The 18,748-nt window shown below is 63.1% G+C and carries 15 protein-coding genes; 11 read left to right on the forward strand and 4 right to left on the reverse strand.

Going from position 1 to position 18,748, the window contains the following annotated elements:
- The first annotated feature begins 121 nt into the window (after nt 1–121).
- The 3 genes from pyrC (at nt 122) to AC3WWH_RS02145 (ending at nt 2,994) form a co-directional block, all read left to right on the forward strand.
- The gene (gene pyrC, locus AC3WWH_RS02135; protein ID WP_057248073.1) at nt 122–1,159 is read left to right on the forward strand and encodes a dihydroorotase; all 1,038 of its coding nucleotides are present in this window, start codon (nt 122–124) and stop codon (nt 1,157–1,159) included.
- 125 nt (nt 1,160–1,284) lie between these two features.
- On the forward strand, nt 1,285–1,977 hold the full coding sequence (locus AC3WWH_RS02140; RefSeq protein ID WP_057248074.1) for an orotate phosphoribosyltransferase: 693 nt from the start codon (nt 1,285–1,287) through the stop codon (nt 1,975–1,977).
- Nucleotides 1,978–2,067: 90 nt separating this feature from the next.
- Nucleotides 2,068–2,994 carry a carbohydrate kinase family protein gene (locus AC3WWH_RS02145; RefSeq protein ID WP_057248075.1) on the forward strand — a complete coding sequence of 309 codons (927 nt, stop codon included), beginning with the start codon at nt 2,068–2,070 and terminating at the stop codon, nt 2,992–2,994.
- Between the two features lie 15 nt (nt 2,995–3,009).
- Here the strand turns inward: AC3WWH_RS02145 and AC3WWH_RS02150 are convergent, their stop codons facing one another.
- The 4 genes from AC3WWH_RS02150 to AC3WWH_RS02165 form a co-directional block, all read right to left on the reverse strand.
- Nucleotides 3,010–3,225: a helix-turn-helix domain-containing protein gene (locus tag AC3WWH_RS02150; protein WP_057248076.1), complete on the reverse strand. Its 216-nt coding sequence runs from the start codon at nt 3,223–3,225 to the stop codon at nt 3,010–3,012.
- 3 nt (nt 3,226–3,228) lie between these two features.
- A complete protein-coding gene (locus AC3WWH_RS02155) occupies nt 3,229–3,783 on the reverse strand; it encodes a DUF2975 domain-containing protein (protein WP_057248077.1) in 555 nt (184 codons plus the stop codon).
- 299 nt (nt 3,784–4,082) lie between these two features.
- On the reverse strand, nt 4,083–5,708 hold the full coding sequence (gene pgi / locus AC3WWH_RS02160; RefSeq protein ID WP_058323617.1) for a glucose-6-phosphate isomerase: 1,626 nt from the start codon (nt 5,706–5,708) through the stop codon (nt 4,083–4,085).
- A 140-nt stretch (nt 5,709–5,848) separates the two neighbouring features.
- Nucleotides 5,849–7,549 (reverse strand): long-chain fatty acid--CoA ligase, encoded by a 1,701-nt coding sequence (locus AC3WWH_RS02165; protein WP_057248079.1) that lies wholly within the window; start codon nt 7,547–7,549, stop codon nt 5,849–5,851.
- A gap of 339 nt (nt 7,550–7,888) precedes the next feature.
- Between AC3WWH_RS02165 and AC3WWH_RS02170 the strand changes: the two genes are divergently transcribed.
- The 8 genes from AC3WWH_RS02170 to AC3WWH_RS02205 all read left to right on the forward strand — a co-directional run bounded on the left by AC3WWH_RS02170 (nt 7,889) and on the right by AC3WWH_RS02205 (nt 18,721).
- The gene (locus tag AC3WWH_RS02170) at nt 7,889–9,112 is read left to right on the forward strand and encodes an MFS transporter (RefSeq protein ID WP_057248080.1); all 1,224 of its coding nucleotides are present in this window, start codon (nt 7,889–7,891) and stop codon (nt 9,110–9,112) included.
- Nucleotides 9,113–9,299: 187 nt separating this feature from the next.
- Complete coding sequence (locus AC3WWH_RS02175; protein ID WP_057248257.1) at nt 9,300–10,466, forward strand: AI-2E family transporter; 1,167 nt, start codon at nt 9,300–9,302, stop codon at nt 10,464–10,466.
- 326 nt (nt 10,467–10,792) lie between these two features.
- Complete coding sequence (kdpF, locus tag AC3WWH_RS02180) at nt 10,793–10,879, forward strand: K(+)-transporting ATPase subunit F (RefSeq protein WP_057248082.1); 87 nt, start codon at nt 10,793–10,795, stop codon at nt 10,877–10,879.
- 21 nt (nt 10,880–10,900) lie between these two features.
- A complete protein-coding gene (kdpA, locus tag AC3WWH_RS02185) occupies nt 10,901–12,610 on the forward strand; it encodes a potassium-transporting ATPase subunit KdpA (protein ID WP_057248083.1) in 1,710 nt (569 codons plus the stop codon).
- A 13-nt stretch (nt 12,611–12,623) separates the two neighbouring features.
- Nucleotides 12,624–14,741 (forward strand): potassium-transporting ATPase subunit KdpB, encoded by a 2,118-nt coding sequence (kdpB, locus tag AC3WWH_RS02190; protein ID WP_058323707.1) that lies wholly within the window; start codon nt 12,624–12,626, stop codon nt 14,739–14,741.
- A gap of 2 nt (nt 14,742–14,743) precedes the next feature.
- A complete protein-coding gene (gene kdpC / locus AC3WWH_RS02195; RefSeq protein WP_058323616.1) occupies nt 14,744–15,313 on the forward strand; it encodes a potassium-transporting ATPase subunit KdpC in 570 nt (189 codons plus the stop codon).
- 22 nt (nt 15,314–15,335) lie between these two features.
- The gene (locus AC3WWH_RS02200) at nt 15,336–18,032 is read left to right on the forward strand and encodes a DUF4118 domain-containing protein (protein WP_058323615.1); all 2,697 of its coding nucleotides are present in this window, start codon (nt 15,336–15,338) and stop codon (nt 18,030–18,032) included.
- Complete coding sequence (locus AC3WWH_RS02205; RefSeq protein ID WP_057248087.1) at nt 18,029–18,721, forward strand: response regulator; 693 nt, start codon at nt 18,029–18,031, stop codon at nt 18,719–18,721. The genes AC3WWH_RS02200 and AC3WWH_RS02205 overlap by 4 nt, the downstream gene beginning before the upstream one ends.
- Nucleotides 18,722–18,748 lie beyond the last annotated feature (27 nt).

Raw genomic sequence — 18,748 nt, forward strand, 5'->3', positions numbered from 1 at the left:
ACCGCCCGCCACCCGCACCTGCCGGCTGCAAAGCCGCGCGCGCGGATCGGGCGCGAGCAGAGCGGGATGAGTGTAAGCGGTTTCCGCCTGCATTCCGTTCTGAGCTAGGAGAACGCTGACCATGCAAGACCTCGTTATCCGCCGGCCGGATGATTGGCACCTTCACCTGCGCGACGGCGACATGCTGAAAGGCGTTATCGCCGATACCAGCCGCCATTTCGCCCGCGCGATCATCATGCCCAACCTGGTGCCGCCGGTCGTGACGACCGCCGACGCCAGCGCCTATCGCGAGCGCATCCTCGCCGCGCTTCCCGCGGGCGACCGGTTCGAGCCGCTGATGACGCTCTATCTCACCGCAGGCACCAATCCTGACGACGTCGAGGCCGGCCACAGGAGCGGCCTCGTCAAGGCGGTCAAGCTTTACCCGGCGGGCGCGACGACCAATTCGCACAGCGGCGTGCGCAACATCGATGAAGCGATGCCGGTGCTGGAGCGCATGGCGAAGGTCGGCCTGCCGCTCTGCGTCCATGGCGAGGTCACGAGCTCGGATGTCGACATCTTCGACCGCGAAGCCGTGTTCATCGAGACCGTGCTCGATCCGTTGCGCAAGCGGCTGCCGGAACTGAAGGTGACGATGGAACACGTCACCACCAAGGACGGCATCGATTACATCAAGGCGTCGAAGGCAAACCTTGCCGGCTCGATCACCACCCATCACCTGATCATCAACCGCAATGCGATCCTGGTCGGCGGGATCAAGCCGCACTACTACTGCCTGCCGGTCGCCAAGCGTGAGAACCACCGTCTGGCGCTGCGCGCGGCCGCCGTCTCCGGCGACAAGCGCTTCTTCCTCGGCACCGACTCCGCCCCCCATGTCGATCCGCTGAAGGAATGCGCCTGCGGCTGCGCCGGCATCTACACCTCGATCAACACCATGAGCTGCCTGGCGCATGTGTTCGAGGAGGAGGGTGCACTCGACAAGCTCGAAGCCTTCGCCTCGCTGAACGGCCCCACCTGGTACGGTCTGCCGGTCAACGAGGAAACGATCACGCTGCGCAAGCAGGCTGAAGCGGTCACCTATCCCAAGAAGATCGAGACCGGCGCCGGTCTGGTCACCGTTTTCGATCCGATGTTCCCGCTGCACTGGGCCGTCGTCTGATCACTGCATAATTCCTTGGATCGGATGGATCCAAGGACAAAATTATGCAGCAGTTAAAAATGTTACAGCGACCTTTGCGCGTCTGAACAGACGCGCGGCGCTGTAGAGTTTTGAAGGAGAGTTTGATGTTTTCCAACGCGTTCACCGACAAGGCCGTTATGGCTGAGCTGGTCGCCAAGATGCTCTGGGAGATCAAGGCTGTACACTTCCGTGCCGATGAGCCCTACAAGCTGTCGTCCGGCATGGCGAGCCCCGTCTATATCGACTGCCGCAAGCTGATTTCCTACCCGCGCATCCGTTCGGCTGTGATGGATTTTGCCGCAGCCACGATCCTGCGTCAGGCCGGTTTCGAGAAATTCGACGTGGTTGCCGGCGGCGAAACGGCCGGCATTCCCTTCGCGGCCATGCTCGCCGAGCGCCTGGGCCTGCCGATGATCTATGTCCGCAAGGCGCCGAAGGGCCACGGCCGCAACGCCCAGATCGAAGGGCACATGCCGGAAGGCGCACGCGTGCTCGTTATCGAGGACCTGACGACGGCCGGCGGTTCGATGTTCAAGTTTATCGACGCCATTCGTGCGGCCGGCGGCATCGTCGACCACGGCATTGCGCTCTTCTACTACGACATCTTCCCGGAAGCGGTCGGCGAGATGAAGGGCAAGGGCGTCGATCTGCACTGGATCGCGACCTGGCGCAACGTCCTTGCGGTTGCCCGCGAGCAGGCGCTGTTCGACGAGAAGACGCTGAGCGAAGTCGAAGCCTTCCTCAACGCGCCGCTCGCCTGGTCCGGCCGCAACGGCGGCGTGAGCGCCCTGGCCTAACGATTGAAGAGGCCCCGGCTATGCCGGGGCCTCGCAACTCCTGAGTTTTCGTTTTTAAATCGATTGAAGTCCATCGAGGAGGAAGAGCCGATGATCGTATGTTGCGGAGAAGCGCTGATCGACATGCTGCCGCGGGACACGGCCGCGGGCGAGAGCGCGTTTGCGCCCTATGCCGGCGGAGCGATCTTCAACACGGCAATCGCGCTCGGGCGCCTTGGCATCCAGACCGGTTTCTTCACGGGCCTCTCCGACGACATGTTCGGCGATATCCTGCGCGAAACGCTGAAGGCGGCGAATGTCGATTTCGGTCCGTGCGCGACGCTTTCGCTGCATACGACGCTTGCCTTCGTTAAGCTCGTCAATGGCCATGCAAGCTACGCCTTCTTTGATGAAAACACGGCAGGCCGGATGATCACGTCAGAGCACCTGCCGGCGCTTGGCGATTTCTGCGAGGCGCTGCATTTCGGTGCGATCAGCCTGATCCCCGAGCCCTGCGGCTCGACCTATGAAGCCTTGATGACGCGCGAGCACGAGAAGCGGGTCATCTCCTTCGATCCGAACATCCGGCCCGGCTTCATCCGGGACCGCGAGGCACATCTCGCCCGCATGAACCGCATGGCGGCGATGTCGGATATCATCAAGTTCTCCGACGAAGATCTTGCCTGGTTCGGCATGGAAGGCAGCCACGACGACCTTGCCGCCGAATGGCTGAAGCGCGGACCGAAGCTGGTGCTGATCACCAAGGGCGCCGATGGCGCCGTCGGCTACACGGCGCGCCACAAGGTCGAAGTTGCGGGCGAGAAGGTCACGGTGGTCGACACTGTCGGCGCCGGCGACACGTTCGATGCCGGCGTGCTGGCATCCCTCAAGCTCGGCGGTCTCCTGACCAAGGCCGATGTCGCCGATCTCAGCGAAACTGCCGTTCGCAACGCGCTGGCGCTCGCCGCCAAGGCCGCCGCGGTCACCGTCTCGCGCGCCGGCGCGAACCCGCCGTGGAAGCACGAAATCGGCCTCTGAGTCATTTTCTCTGGCCTACTCTTCCTGTTCCGGGCGGTATTCCAGGATATCGCCCGGCTGGCATTCCAGCACGGCGCAGATCTTCTCCAGCGTATCGAAGCGCACGCCTTTCACTTTTCCCGATTTCAACAGCGAGATGTTCTGCTCGGTGATCCCCACCTGCTCGGCGAGATCGCGTGAGCGGACCTTGCGCTTCGCCAGCATCACATCGAGATTGACGACGATCGGCATCCGCTAGACGAAGCTCCTGTTCTCCGCCTCGACCCCCGACGCGATGACCAGGACGTGGCCGAGACCGACGACGAGCCCCGCCATCAGCAGCACGATGATAGCGCCGCCACTGATATCGAAGACCACCGCATGTCCCGTGGTGCCCGGGTTGTCGTAGGTGACAGCCAGGATGCCGATGCCGTTGCTGATCGTCATGCATAGTGCTCCCGCAAGCGCCGTCAGCCCCACGCGCCGCAACAGCACGCCATTGCGGCTGGTGAGAATCTCGCCGCGCTGGAAGCCGTCGAACAGCTGCCACGCGAAGGCGAGGCCGGCGATGACGAGCGCATTGTTGATCGCGGTCAGGAAAATGACGGTGGCGATGGCGCGGTAGGAAAGGGTGATTACCTCCACGCGGGGAAAGACGACGTCGCGAATGCCCTGCTCGAAGCCCTGCCTGTCAAAGAAAATCTGCCAATGCGCATAGACGACTGCCGAGCAAAACAGTGCGCCGCTCAACACCACCATGAGCTTCATGAAGCGACTGAGCTTGCGCAGCCTCTCGGCGGTTTCCGTCATAAAAATTCCCTTATCGTTTGGCTTGTGTTTTTATCGTAAAACAATAAGTAATTCTCGTCAATTGTGATTTTGGTGTCGTGCCATGCCTCTTCGATTTCTCAAAAATCCCTGTCTTTTCCTGCTGTTGAATACTATCTTCCGGTCCTATCAGAATCTCGATCTGATGCAGGTGCTGAAACCGGCGGGCGCCACGGTGCTGCCGGCCTGCGCTATATGATAAGGCCCGAGGCGCGATCTGCGCTTCGGGCCTTATCGTTTGACGCGATGCGGTTCAGGATGGAACCGCTTGGGGATGCTCCTCAGCGAGCGGCCTTCAGCAACGCTGCGACCAGACCTGCGGTTGAAGAATCGTGGCCGGCAGCGCTTTCCTTACCTTCGACAACAGGAAGCAGGCCGGTTGCCAGCTCCTTGCCGAGTTCGACGCCCCACTGGTCGAAGGAGTTGATGTTGAAGAGCGCGCCTTCGACAAAGACGCGGTGCTCGTAGAGCGCGATCAGACGGCCGAGCGCGAACGGGTCGAGCTGGTCGTAAACGATCGTCAGCGACGGGCGGTTGCCGGTGAAGACGCGGTGCGGCGCGATCTTGTCAGCCTTGACGTCGGCCATGCCCTTGGCGGTGAGCTGCGCCTTGGCCTCAGCCAGGGTACGCCCCTTCATCAGCGCCTCGGATTGCGCCAGGCAATTGGCAATCAGCAGTTCGTGCTGGTGGCGCAGGTTCTTTTCATGGCCGTTTGCCGCGATCATGAACTCGGCCGGGATGATGTCCGTGCCCTGGTGGATGAGCTGGTAGAAGGCGTGCTGGCCATTGGTGCCGGGTTCGCCCCAGACGACCGGGCCGGTTGAATACTCCACAGGGGTGCTGTCGAGCGTTACCGCCTTGCCGTTCGATTCCATGTCGAGCTGTTGCAGATAGGCAGGGAAGCGCGACAGACGCTGGTCATAGGGCAGGATCGCGCGCGACGGGTAGCCGAGCACGTTGCGGTTATAGAAGCCGAGAAGGCCGAGCAGGACGGGAATGTTCTTGCGGATCGGGGCGGTGCGGAAATGCTCGTCGATGGCGTGGCCGCCATCGAGGAAGCGCCCGAAATTCTCCTTGCCGATGGCGATCATCAGCGGCAAGCCGATCGCCGACCAGATCGAGTAGCGGCCGCCGACCCAATCCCAGAAGCCGAAGACGCGGGCCTGGTCGATGCCGAAGGCGGCGACCTTGTCGAGCGCCGTCGAGACGGCGGCGAAGTGATGGCCGACGGCGGCCTCTCCGAGCTTGTCGGCGATGAAGGCGCGGGCCGTCGCGGCATTGGTCATCGTCTCGATCGTCGTGAAGGTCTTCGAGGCGACGATGAAAAGCGAGGTTTCCGGATCGATCAGCTTCAGCGTGTCGGCGATGTGGGCGCCGTCGATGTTGGAAACGAAATGAAGGCGCGGGCCGTCATGGAAGGGCGCGAGCGCCAGCGTCGCCATGACCGGGCCAAGGTCGGAGCCGCCGATGCCGATATTGATGACGTCGGTGATCTTCTTGCCGGTGGCGCCTTTCAGCGCGCCCGAGCGGATGCCGTCGGCAAAAGCGCCCATGGCGTCGAGCACGCCGTTGACGTCGGGCATCACGTCCTTGCCGTCGACGAGGATCGCGCGGTTGCCGCGGTTGCGCAGCGCCGTGTGCAGCACGGCACGCTCCTCGGTGATGTTGATGATGTCGCCGCGGAACATGGCGTCCCGCTTCTCCTCGACCTTGGCCGCCTTGGCTAGCGCTTCGAGGCCGTCAAGCACCCTGTCATTGACGGCGCATTTCGAATAGTCGAGCAGCAGGTCGCCGAGCGTGGTGCTGAAGCGCTGGAAGCGTTCGGCGTCGCTGGCGAAGGCAGCGCGGATATCGGTTGCGTTGGTCTCAGAGGCGGTTGCTTTGAGTTGGTCGACAAGCGCTTTCATCGCAGGGCTCCTTGTGTCGGACAGGGGTGTCGGACAATCGCCTGCGTAGCTATTCGCTTTAAGCCGCTCAAATCAAGCCCGCAAAACCGCCGAAGTGGCGGTTTTCAGGATTTATTAAATCGTTTGAATTTTGGACTAATTCAGCCGCGCAGGTCTTTACGCAGGATCTTGCCGACATTGGTTTTCGGCAGCTCGGTGCGGAATTCGACGTAACGCGGGCGCTTGTAGTTGGTGAGGTTGGCGGCGCAGTGGCGCTTCACGTCGTCCTCCGTCAGCGCCGGATCCTTCTTGACCACGAAGAGCTTGACGGCCTCACCGGAATGCTCGTCCGGAACGCCGATCGCCGCGCATTCGAGAATGCCCGGATGGGTCATCGCCACTTCCTCGATCTCGTTCGGGAAGACGTTGAAGCCGGAAACGAGGATCATGTCCTTCTTGCGGTCGACGATCTTGACCAGGCCGTCCGTGTTCATGAAGCCGATATCGCCCGAGCGGAAGAAACCGTCCGGCGAGATCGCCTTGGCTGTTTCATCCGGCCGCTGCCAGTAGCCGGCCATCACCTGCGGGCCGCGAATGCAGATCTCGCCGACTTCGCCAATCGGCAGCGTGTTGCCCAGGTCGTCGCGGATCTCGACTTCGGTCGAAGGGATCGGCATGCCGATCGTGCCGGTGAACTCGGTCGCGTCGAGGATGTTGGCCGTTGCCACCGGCGAAGTCTCCGACAGGCCGTAGCCTTCGGCAATCGAGCAACCGGTCATCTGCTTCCAGCGTTCGGCGACCGGACGCTGGATCGCCATGCCGCCACCGAAGGTCAGCATCAGCGACGAGAAATCGAGCTTCTGGAACTCCGCATTGTTCATCAGTGCGTTGAACAGCGTGTTGAGACCCGGGAAGATATTGGTCTTGTGCTTGCCGAGTTCCTTGACGAAGCCCGGAATGTCGCGCGGATTGGGGATCAGGATGTTGTTGCCGCCGGTGGCAAGGCCCATCAGCGAATTCACCGTCAGCGCGAAGATGTGGTAGAGCGGCAGCGCGCACATGAAGACGAGATTTTCCGGGCGGGCGCGTGAGCGGAACGCCGTGTGGAACCAGATCTCCATCTGCGCCATGTTGGAGAGCAGGTTCGAATGGGTGAGTGTTGCGCCCTTCGAAACACCCGTGGTGCCGCCAGTATACTGCAGGAAGGCGACGTCGCTGGGAACAACGTTCGGCTTCGTCAACTTGGCTCGGCCGCCCTTGGCGAGCACGTTTTTGAAGGAGAGGTGACCGGGGATCGACCAGGCGGGAACCAGCTTCTTGACGCGACGGACCACGAGATTGACGATCGCGCCCTTGAGGCCCAGCATGTCGCCCATCGTTGCGACGACGACGTGCTTGACCGAGGTCTTGTCGGCCACCTGCTGCACCGTATGCGCGAAGTTTTCCAGAACGAAGATCGCCTTGGCGCCGGAATCGACGAGCTGGTGCTGCAACTCGCGCGGCGTATAGAGCGGGTTGACGTTTACGACGGTAAAGCCGGCTCTAAGAATGCCGTAGACGATGACGGGGTTCTGCAGGATGTTCGGCATCATCACGGCGACACGGTCGCCCTTGACGAGGCCGAGAGATTGCAGCCAGGCACCGATCTTGGCGGATTCGGCATTGAGGTCCGCAAAACTCAGCGTCTTGCCCATGCAGGTGAAGGCTGGGCGGGTCGAATAGCGGGCGACGGCGTGGTCGAAAAATTCGCCGATCGATTTATAGGGCAGGGGGCCGATTTCGGCGGCTATGCCGGGTGGATAGGATTTCAGCCAGATCTTGCCTGGGCTGGTACCCGTTTGTTGTGCGCTGACTTCCACCATGACCTCTCTCCCTCTGGTCGCCACAGGCTGGCCTGCTCGCGGCCTGAGAAAATCCCTCCTGACCTTCTCATGCCGATGAAGATGATGCTTTTGAGACACCTCTTCAAGCTGAGATTCGGGATTATATAACTTTGACGTAAACGTCAACTGAACTTACGGTTAACGGGCGCGGATTGCGCCCTTGAAAAAGTATGACGAGAGCTGCAAAGCCTTTGCCTGCTAGGGCAAAACACTGTATTGCATTGCAGCATATCCCTGTTGGTTCGATCCAACATCCGCCGACATATCCCCCAGATTCTTCTCCGGTCCGCTCGGGCCGGACGACGCAGGCCATTGCTCATGTGTGACGAAGCTTGTTCTTCCGCCGTCGAACCGCGCCGTGCCCGTGTTTCTGCTGCCGAAGTGGCGCTTGCAGTCGGCGGCTTCGGGATCGGCACCGGCGAATTCGCGATCATGGGTCTCTTACCGCAGGTCGCTGAGGATGTCGCCGTTTCGGTGCCGCGGGCAGGGGCAGTGATCAGCGCCTATGCTCTCGGCGTCGTCGTCGGCGCGCCGCTGATCGCGGTGCTTGCTGCCCGCTTCTCCCGCTTCCGCGTGCTGCTTGCGCTGATGCTGGTTTTCGCCGTCGGCAATTTTGCAAGCGCGATCGCACCGGATTTCTACACGCTGATCGCCGCGCGCTTCTTCGCCGGCCTGCCGCATGGTGCCTATTTCGGTGTGGCCGCCTTGGTGGCCGCCGGCCTCGCGGCGCCGAACCAGCGGGCGCGCGCAGTCGGCCGGGTGATGATGGGGCTGACGATCGCAACCCTCTTCGGCACGCCGCTTGTCGCGTGGTTCGGCCAGGCGCTCGGCTGGCGGTCCGCTTTCGCCATCGTCGGCGCCATCAGCCTTTTGACCGTGGCGCTGACCTTCGTCCACGTGCCGCGCGACAAGGGCAATCCGAAGGCAACGCCGCTTCGCGAGCTCGGCGCGCTTGGCAAGCTGCAGGTCTGGCTGATGCTTGGCATCTGCGCCATCGGCTGCGGCGGCATGTTCGCAGTCTTCAGCTACATCACGCCGGCGCTGACCGAGGTCGCAGGTGTTTCTCTTGCCAATGTGCCGGTCATGCTCTCGGTCTTCGGCGCCGGCATGATCCTCGGCAACATCGTCGGCGCGCGACTGGCCGATTGGGCGCTGCTGCCGGCAATCGGCATCGCCATCGTCTTCAACATCTTCGCCTATGTGCTTTTCTATTTCACCATGGGCAATCCGTGGATCGCGATCGTCAACGTGCTCTTCATCGGCGGCGGTTTCGCCGTCGTGCCGGGCGTGCAGACGCGGCTGATGGATGTCGCTGGCGAGGCGCAGACGCTTGCCGCCGCCCTTAGCCATTCCGCCTTCAATCTCGCCAACGCGCTTGGCGCCTGGCTCGGCGGTGCCTCGATCGCCGCAGGCTATGGCTGGACCTCCACAGGCCTCGTCGGCGCCGTTCTCGGCGTTGCCGGCTTCGGCATCTTCCTCGCATCCGTCTTTGTCGATCGCGCTCAACCGGCCGGCATGCGTGCCAAGCCTGCGGCGGAATGACCGATCAGGCCGAAAGAAAGCCTGGGGATCTTGAACCCTCCTAAATTTTTCTGTCATGTCCCGCCGCTAGCGTCAGTTATCGCCCTCAAACTACCGTAAAGCAGGGGCAAAGGGCCGCGCTTGGCGCTGCAAAGGCTGGCAAGGCCTCTGGATTGTTGTAAGCTCGTCGAAAGACGGAGGATCATTGGTGCAATTGGGCAATCGCGAACGAGAAAACTTCGCCGTGGAGCCACGGCTTCTCGGGCACACCGCGATTTCGCGCCATGCCCTCGTTGGACCGATGACGGCTGCCCGCTGGATGCTGGTCTTCGTTCTTCTTGCCGGCGTTTACTTTTTCCACGGTTTCCTCGTCCCGGTTCTGGCCGCCGTCGTCATCGGCTTTGCCAGCTGGCCGATCTATCGCCGGCTGCTTGCCGCCGTGAACGGCAACCGCACGCTTGCGGCCACCATCGCCATCGTCTGCGTCATCTCCTTCATCGTCGTGCCGATTTCTCTTGCTGCCGTCTATGCGGTGGACGAAGTGCGCGACTGGGTCGTCTGGGCCGTCGAGACCAATGCCAACGGTGCCGTGGTTCCCGCCTGGCTGACCAGCATTCCGATTGCCGGCGTTTGGCTTGGCGAACAATGGGTCAAGCATGTCGGTCATCCGGGTGCGCTCGGGGAACTGGTCCAGTTGGTCAGCGGCTCCAACATCGGCAACATCTACCGCGGCGTCCTCGTCGTCGGCGCGTCGACCTTTCACGCCTTCCTGACGCTGCTCTTCATGCTGATCACGCTGTTCTTCGTCTATCGTGATGGCCAGTCCTTCTCCGGCCAGCTCGACCGTCTCGGCGAACGCATCTTCCCGATGCGCTGGGAGCGCTTGTCGCGCGTCGTGCCAATGACGATCAGCTCCACAGTCACCGGCATGGGCATCATCGCCATCGGCGAAGGCATAGTTCTCGGCGTCGCCTACTGGCTCGCCGGCGTTCCGTCGCCGGTCACGCTCGGCATCATCACCGGCCTGATGGCGCTTGTTCCTGGTGGTGCGCCGCTGTGCTTCTCGCTGGTCTCGGTCTATCTCGTCGCCAGCGGTTCGCCGGTTCACGGCATCGCGCTGTTTGCCTGGGGCACGACCGAACTCTTCATCGTCGACAAGACGCTGCGTCCGCGCCTCGTCGGCGGGCCGATCAAGCTTCCCTTCCTGCCGACCTTCTTCGGCCTCGTCGGCGGCGTGAAGACCATGGGTTTCCTCGGCCTCTTCGTCGGCCCGGTGCTGATGGCGCTGCTGGTTGCCATCTGGCGCGAGTGGATGCGTGAAGTCACCACCCCCACCCCCACCGACACGACCGTCAACCACATCATCAAGGGCTGAGTCACCAATGGCTGAGCCGCCGGTTGCCTGGGCGCGGCCGGTGAGACCGTCTCCCTGTTTCATTGGAAACGCGAGATGATCCGATGCCTCGTATCTGCGCTTTCCGCCTCTCTCGGAATGTCGTCGGCGGGCGTCTTTATCTTTTCCTTACACCCCCTCCCAACCATCGCAATCGATAATTGACCCTGAGCGGACGCAAGATCCGGACTTCAATAGTCCGGAGTATTTTTGCATGTCCGATGTTCTTTTCCTTGCCGCCGGCATCGGCGGCTTTGTCGTGTTTGCGCTTTATGCGCGCGCGCTGAGCCGTCTTTGAGGAGGGCGTCATGTTCGAAGCCCTGATTGGTCTCGCAGTCGCCGTCGCCCTTGCGGCCTATCTCGTCGTCACCCTCGTTCGCCCCGAACGATTCTGACGCCCTTCGCGGAGAAATCTCATGTCTATCATCGGGTGGCTGCAGATCAGCCTCCTCTTCATCGCCGTCCTGATCGTCATCAAGCCGCTGGGGCTTTACATGGCGCGGGTCTTCTCCGGTGAACGCAACGTCTTTTCACCTGTCCTCGGTCCTGTCGAGCGCGGTCTTTATCTCGCCGCCGGCGTCGATCCGAACAAGGAGCAGGGCTGGCTCGCCTACGCGATGTCGATGCTCGCCTTCAGCCTTGCAGGCTTCGTTTCTCTCTATGCGATTCTGCGGCTGCAGGCTTACCTGCCGATGAACCCGCAGGGTTTTGCCGGCATGCCATCCGATCTCGCCTTCAACACGGCGGTCAGCTTCGTCACCAACACCAACTGGCAGAACTACGGCGGCGAAACCACGCTCAGCCATTTCAGCCAGATGGCGGGGCTGACGGTGCATAACTTCGTGTCGGCGGCGACCGGCATCGCCATGGCGCTCGCCGTGACCCGCGCCTTTGCCCGCTCGAACGCCTCAACCGTCGGCAATTTCTGGGTCGATCTCACCCGTTCGACCCTCTACGTGCTGTTGCCGATCGCCGTCGTCATGGCGCTTGCCATGGTCTGGACCGGCCTGCCGCAGACCTTCCACGCGGACCTCACCGCAACGACGCTCGAAGGCGCCAAGCAGACGATCTCGCTCGGCCCGGTCGCGAGCCAGGAGGCGATCAAGCAGCTCGGCACCAATGGTGGCGGCTTCTTCAACGTCAACGCCGCCCACCCGTTCGAAAACCCGACGGCCCTCTCCAATTACCTCAACATCTTCGCGATGCTGTCGATCTCGGCCGCCCTCGTCTACACCTTCGGCCAGATGGTCGGTAACCGTCGCCAGGGCTGGGCCTTCATCGCCGTTACCGGCATCCTTTTGATATCGGGCGTCGCGGTGGTCTACTGGGCGGAAGCGCAGGGCAACCCGATCCTGACGACACTCGGTCTCGATGCTGCCCAGGGCAACATGGAAGGCAAGGAAGTCCGTTTCGGCCAGGCGATGACGGCGCTCTATGCCGCGGTCACCACCGGCCTGTCGGATGGCGGCGTCAACGGGATGCACGGCTCGCTCACCGGTATCGGCGGTCTTGTACCGATGTTCCTGATGCAGCTCGGCGAAGTTCTGCCTGGTGGCGTTGGGTCCGGTCTCTACGGCATGGTCGTCTTTGCCATCCTCGCCGTCTTCGTCGCCGGCCTGATGGTTGGCCGCACGCCGGAACTGCTCGGCAAGAAGATCGAATCTCGCGAGATGAAATACGCGATGTTCGCGGTCCTCATCCTGCCGGTGACGATCCTCGGCTTTGCCGCCGTCTCCGCCATGCTGCCTTTTGCCGTCGCAAGCATCGGTACCGCAGGCCCGCACGGCCTATCGGAAATCCTCTATGCCTTCACTTCGGCTGCCGGCAACAACGGCTCGGCCTTTGGTGGCCTTACCGGCAATACGCCCTGGTACAACACCACGCTTGGTCTCGCCATGCTGCTCGGTCGCTTTGCCTATGCGGTGCCCGTCATGGCGATCGCCGGCTCGATCGCGGTCAAGACCCGTGTACCGGCCTCCAAGGGCACCTTCCCGACCGACACGCCGCTCTTCGTCGGCCTGCTCGTTGGCATCATCCTCATTCTCGGCGGGCTGCAGTTCTTCCCGGCGCTCGCTCTCGGTCCCATCGTCGAGCATTTCTCGATGCTTGCCGGCCAGACCTTCTAAAGGAATTCGACACATGTCTTCCAAACCAGTTGCTCCAAGTCTTCTGGATCCGGCAATCCTCCTGCCGGCTATCAAGGCGGCCTTCGTCAAGCTCGATCCGCGCCAACTCGTGCGCAACCCGGTGATCTTCGTCACCGAAGTGGTTGCGGCCGTGGTCACTGGCCTCTTTGTCCGCGATCTTATGACCGGCACCGGCAGCCCGCTCTTCTCCGGGCAGATCGCCGCCTGGCTGTGGTTCACCGTGCTCTTCGCCACCTTTGCCGAGGCTGTCGCCGAAGGCCGCGGCAAGGCTCAGGCCGACAGTCTGCGTCGCACCAAATCCGAACTGACGGCACGCAAGCTCGTATCGGCCGAGGGTCGCGAAACCCAGACGATCCCGGCGACTTCGCTGAAGGTCGGCGACGTCGTTCTGGTCGAAGCTGGGGAACTGATCCCCGGTGACGGCGACGTCGTCGAGGGTGTCGCTTCCGTCAACGAAAGCGCGATTACCGGTGAATCGGCTCCTGTCATTCGTGAATCCGGCGGCGACCGTTCGGCCGTCACCGGCGGCACGCAGGTGCTTTCCGATTGGATCAAGGTCCGCATCGGCGTTGCGCCCGGCAATACCTTCGTCGACCGCATGATCGCGCTGATCGAGGGTGCCCAGCGCCAGAAGACCCCGAACGAGATCGCGCTGTCGATCCTGCTCTCGGGCCTGACGCTGATCTTCCTCGTGGCCGTCGTCACACTCTGGGGGCTCGCCGGCTATTCCGGCACTCTGCTGTCGGTCACCGTGCTTTCTGCGCTGCTCGTCACTCTGATCCCGACCACCATCGGTGGCCTGCTCTCGGCGATTGGCATCGCCGGCATGGACCGCCTGGTCCGCTTCAACGTGATTGCCACCTCCGGCCGCGCGGTCGAGGCCGCCGGCGACGTCGACACGCTGCTGCTCGACAAGACAGGTACGATCACCTTCGGCAACCGCATGGCCGCCGACTTCATGCCGGTGCCGGGCGTCAGCGAGGCGGAGCTTGCCGACGCAGCGCTGCTTGCGAGCCTTGCCGACGAAACGCCGGAGGGACGCTCGATCGCAGCGCTTGCGACCGGCGAGTTCGGCCGCCAGGCGCCGGATGTTTCGCTTCCCGCGTCCGGAAAGGGGGAGGTCGTCGCGCTTGCCGTCGGCGGTGGCGCAAGCTCGGCCGGTACGACCGGCATCGATGCGGTCATCCCCTTTGCTGCGGAGACGAGGCTTTCGGGCGTCGATTTCGGCGGCCGCCGGCTGCGCAAGGGTGCGGTCGACTCGATCCTGAAGTTTACGGGCATCCGCGACGAGAATGTGCCGGCCGAGTTCCGCCGCGCCGTCGACCAGGTGGCGCGCACCGGCGGCACGCCGCTCGCCGTCGCCGACGGCCCGCGCCTGCTCGGCGTCATCCACTTGAAGGACGTCGTCAAGCCGGGCATCAAGGAGCGCTTTGCCGCCCTTCGCGCCATGGGCATCCGCACCGTCATGGTGACCGGCGACAACCCGGTGACCGCTGCAGCGATCGCATCCGAAGCTGGTGTCGACGACTTCCTGGCCGAAGCAACGCCTGAGGACAAGCTTGCCTATATCCGCAAGGAACAGCAGGGCGGACGCCTCATTGCCATGTGCGGCGACGGCACCAACGATGCGCCGGCGCTTGCCCAGGCCGATGTCGGCGTTGCCATGCAGACCGGCACGCAGGCCGCCCGCGAGGCCGCCAACATGGTGGATCTCGATTCCAGCCCGACAAAGCTCATCGAAATCGTCGAAATCGGCAAGCAGCTCCTGATGACCCGCGGTTCGCTGACGACCTTCTCCATCGCCAACGACGTGGCGAAGTACTTCGCCATCATCCCGGCGTTGTTCATCACCACCTATCCGGCGCTCGCCGCACTCAACGTCATGGGCCTTGCCTCGCCGCAATCGGCGATCCTCTCGGCGGTCATCTTCAACGCGTTGATCATCGTCGCGCTGATCCCGCTAGCGCTGAAGGGCGTCAAGTATCGGCCAGTTGGTGCCGCAGCGCTCTTGCGTCGCAACCTCCTCGTCTACGGTCTCGGCGGCATCCTGTTGCCCTTCGCAGGTATCAAGCTCGTCGATCTCGCCGTCAACGCACTCAATCTGGTGTAACCATGCTGAACCAACTTCGCCCTGCCATCGTGATGACATTGCTCTTGACGCTCATCACCGGGCTTGCCTATCCCTTCGCCATCACCGGCATGTCGCAGGTGCTGATGCCGGCACAGGCAAACGGCAGCCTCATCGAGAAGGACGGTGCCCTGATCGGTTCCGAGCTGATCGGCCAGAACTTCACCTCCGACAAATACTTCTGGCCGCGCCCATCGGCGACCGGACCGGAAGCCTACAATGCCGGGGCCTCGAGTGGCTCCAACCTTGGCACGACCTCGGTCAAGCTGAAGGATCGCGTCGCCGCCGACGTCGAGAGACTGAAGACCGCCGGCCTTGCCGGCGAAATTCCCGCCGACGCGGTGATGACGTCGGGCTCCGGCCTCGACCCGCATATCACGCCGGCTTTTGCCCAGGCGCAGGTGGCCCGCATTGCCAAGGCGCGCGGTCTCAGCGAGGCGGATGTCACAGCTCTGGTCGACAGGGCGACGGAAGGTCGTCTGCTCGGGGTCGTAGGCGAGCCGCGCGTCAATGTGCTAGAACTCAATCTGGCCCTTGATGCGCCCCGAACCTGATACCTCACGCCTGAGACGATGAATGCCCGACAGTGAACGCGACGCCAAAAGTCGCCCGGACCCAGACGCACTGCTTGCCCTTGCCGCGCAGGACCGCCGAGGAAAGCTGACAGTTTTCCTCGGCGCAGCCCCCGGCGTCGGCAAGACCTACGCGATGCTGACCCGGGCCCGTCGTCTGAAGGAAGACGGCGTCGATATCGTCATCGGGCTTGTCGAAACCCACGGTCGCGGCGAGACCGCCGCGCTGGTCGAGGGACTGGAAATCTTGCCGCGCCGCGATGTAACCCATCGCGGCCGCGTGCTTTCCGAGTTCGACCTGGATGCGGCCCTTGCCCGACGTCCCAAGATCATCGTCGTTGACGAACTCGCTCACAGCAACCCGGCTGAAAGCCGGCATCCGAAGCGCTATCAGGACATCGAGGAACTGATCGCTGCGGGCATCGATGTCTGGACGGCGCTCAACATCCAGCACCTGGAAAGTCTTTCCGATGTCGTTGCGCAGATCGCTGGCGTGCCTGTGCGCGAGCGGGTGCCGGATACGGTACTGAAGCGGGCCGACGAGGTGCTGCTCGTCGATCTCCCGCCGGCCGAACTGATCGAGCGGCTGAAGGAGGGCAAGGTATACCTGCCCGACAGCGCCAAGCGTGCTGTCGATCGCTTCTTTCGCCTCGGCAACTTGACGGCACTGCGCGAACTGGCGCTCAGGCGCACGGCCGACCGGGTCGACGACCAGATGGTCGACTACCTCAAGCAGAATGCGATCGAAGGCGTTTGGGCGAGCGGCGAGCGCCTGCTCGTCTGCATCGGGTCCGATGCGCTTTCCGAGAAGGTGGTCCGCACCGCAAGCCGGCTGGCAGAGGGATTGAACGCTCCCTGGATTGTCGTCTTCATTGAGCGCGCCGACCGTGAGAGCGGCGATGGTGAGGATGTGCGCCGGCTCGACGAGACCTTTCGTCTTGCCGAACAGCTTGGCGCCGAGACGCGCCGCATCATCGGCAACGACTTCGTCGAGGAGATCTTGAAGCTTGCGCGTCGCGAACATGCGACGCAGATCGTCATCGGTGCGCGCCGCCAGTCCTTTCCGATGCGCTTTCTGCGTCAATCTCTTCCCGACGCCCTGGCCGAGCGCGTGTCCGGGGTCGGCATCCACCTTGTCACCGATCGCGAGACGGTGCCTGCCAAGCGGCGGTCCACCGCGAAAAAGACGCTGCCGCCCGGCACCGGGCGCGCCGTTGGCATTGCCGCCGGCTCGGTGGGCGTGGCCACGGCGATCGGCCTGTTGATCGAGCGCTTCATTATCCTGCCCAACATCTCGCTTCTCTATCTGCTCGCCGTCTTGGCCTCGGCGACCTATGCCGGCCACATCTCGGCGATCGCGGCGGCTTTGTTTTCGGTTCTGGCCTATAACTTCTTCTTCATCGAGCCGGTCGGCACGTTCACCATTGCCGAGCCGCACGAGGTCTTCGCGCTCTTCATCTTCCTGGTCGCCGCTGCCCTTGCCGGCAGCCTCGCATCGCGGGTGCGCGAACAGGCGAAGACCGCCCGCCGGCGCGCCGCAGCGACCCAGGCGCTCTACGATTTCTCCCGCAAGCTTTCCGGCACCGCCAAGGCCGACGACGTGCTTTGGGCGGCGGTGACGCAGATGCAGACCACACTCAGGCGCAGTTCGGCGCTGCTTTTGCCGGAGGAGGGGGACCTGCAGTTGAAGGCCGCCTGGCCACCGGACACCGAGCTCGACGTCACCGACGTGATGGCGGCGCGCTGGGCAATGGACAAGAAGGAGCCGGCCGGAAATGGCACGGGAACGCTACCGAACAGCCCGTTTCACTTCCGTCCGCTGACGAGCCCACACGGCGTCGTCGGCGTCTGCGGCTTCGTTCAGGCGGACAAGCCGCTTGAAATCAACGAGGAGCGCGCGCTGGCGGCAATCCTCGACCAGACCGCGATCGCTGTCGACCGGGCGCGTCTGTCGCGCGAAAGCCTCGATCACGCAGCGAAACTTGAAGGCGAACGCTTTCGTGCGGCCCTCCTGTCGTCGATCTCCCATGACCTCCGGACGCCGCTTGCGACCATCACCGGCGCGGTCACCAGCCTGCGCCAACTCGGCGACCGCATGCCGCCGGAAAGCCGCGATGACCTGCTGCAGTCGATCGAGGAGGAGGGAGCGCGCCTGACGCGCTTCGTTGCGAACCTGCTCGACATGACCCGCATCGAGGCGGGCACAGTTAATGCCAAGCGCGATTGGGTCGATGTCGCTGATGCTGTGCGCGCCTCGGTCGATCGTGCCCGCAAATACTTCCCCGAGCGCGAGATCGAAACCAGCATCGCGCCGGATCTGCCTTTGATGCGCGGCGACAGCGTGCTTCTCGGGCAGGTGCTCTTCAACCTGCTCGACAACGCCAACAAATATGGCGGCGACGAGCCGATCAGCATCTATGCCCGCTCGGACGGTAACGAGATCGTGCTGTCGGTGACCGACCTCGGCAGGGGCATTGCGCCGAAAGATCTCGAGCAGGTCTTCGAGAAATTCTTCCGCCGCGGCAAGGCGGATGGCCGTACGCCAGGGACAGGCCTTGGGCTGTCGATCGCCAAGGGCTTCGTCGAGGCCATGGGCGGGCAGATCAAGGCGGAAAGCCCGGCGCTTCGCCGCCGCGGCACGCGCATTTCCATGCGCTTTCCTGCCGCCAAGGCCGAAATCTCCGAAAAGGACCGTGCATGAGCGTGGAGCGTATCCTCGTTGTCGACGACGAACCGCAGATCCAGCGTTTCCTGAAGCCCGCATTGAGCGCTGCCGGCTATGACGTGCTGGAGGCCATGACCGGTGCCGAGGCATTGAAGGCGGCCGCAACGACGGCGCCGGACCTCGTCATCCTCGATCTCGGCCTGCCCGATATGGACGGCAAGGAGGTCATCGCAAACCTGCGTGGCTGGTCCCAGGTGCCGATCATCATCCTGTCAGCCCGCGACCGTGAAAGCGAAAAGATCGCCGCGCTCGACCTTGGCGCCGACGATTACATTGAAAAACCCTTCGGCATCGGCGAGCTGACCGCCCGCATCCGCACGGCACTGCGTCACCGCATCCAGATGGAGGGCGGCCAGACGCAGCTTTCTGCCGATGGCGTATCGATCGACACCATCAAGCGCGTGGTGACGAAGGATGGCGAGCCGGTGCGGCTGACGCCGAAGGAATATGATCTCTTGGTGATGCTGGCGCACCATGCCGGCCGTGTCGTCACCCACAAGACGCTGCTGACCTCGGTCTGGGGCGTCGCGCATGGCGAGGACCTGCACTATCTCAGAGTCTTCATCGGTCAGTTGCGCGGCAAGATCGAGCGTGACCCGGCCGACCCGAAGATCATCCGCACGGAGCCGGGCGTCGGCTACCGCTTCGTCGGCGACGACGGTTGATGGCGGCTGCCGTCAAAGAGCGGCAGC

It is taken from the genome of Ensifer sp. EB106-03-01-XG145, from assembly GCF_058792075.1.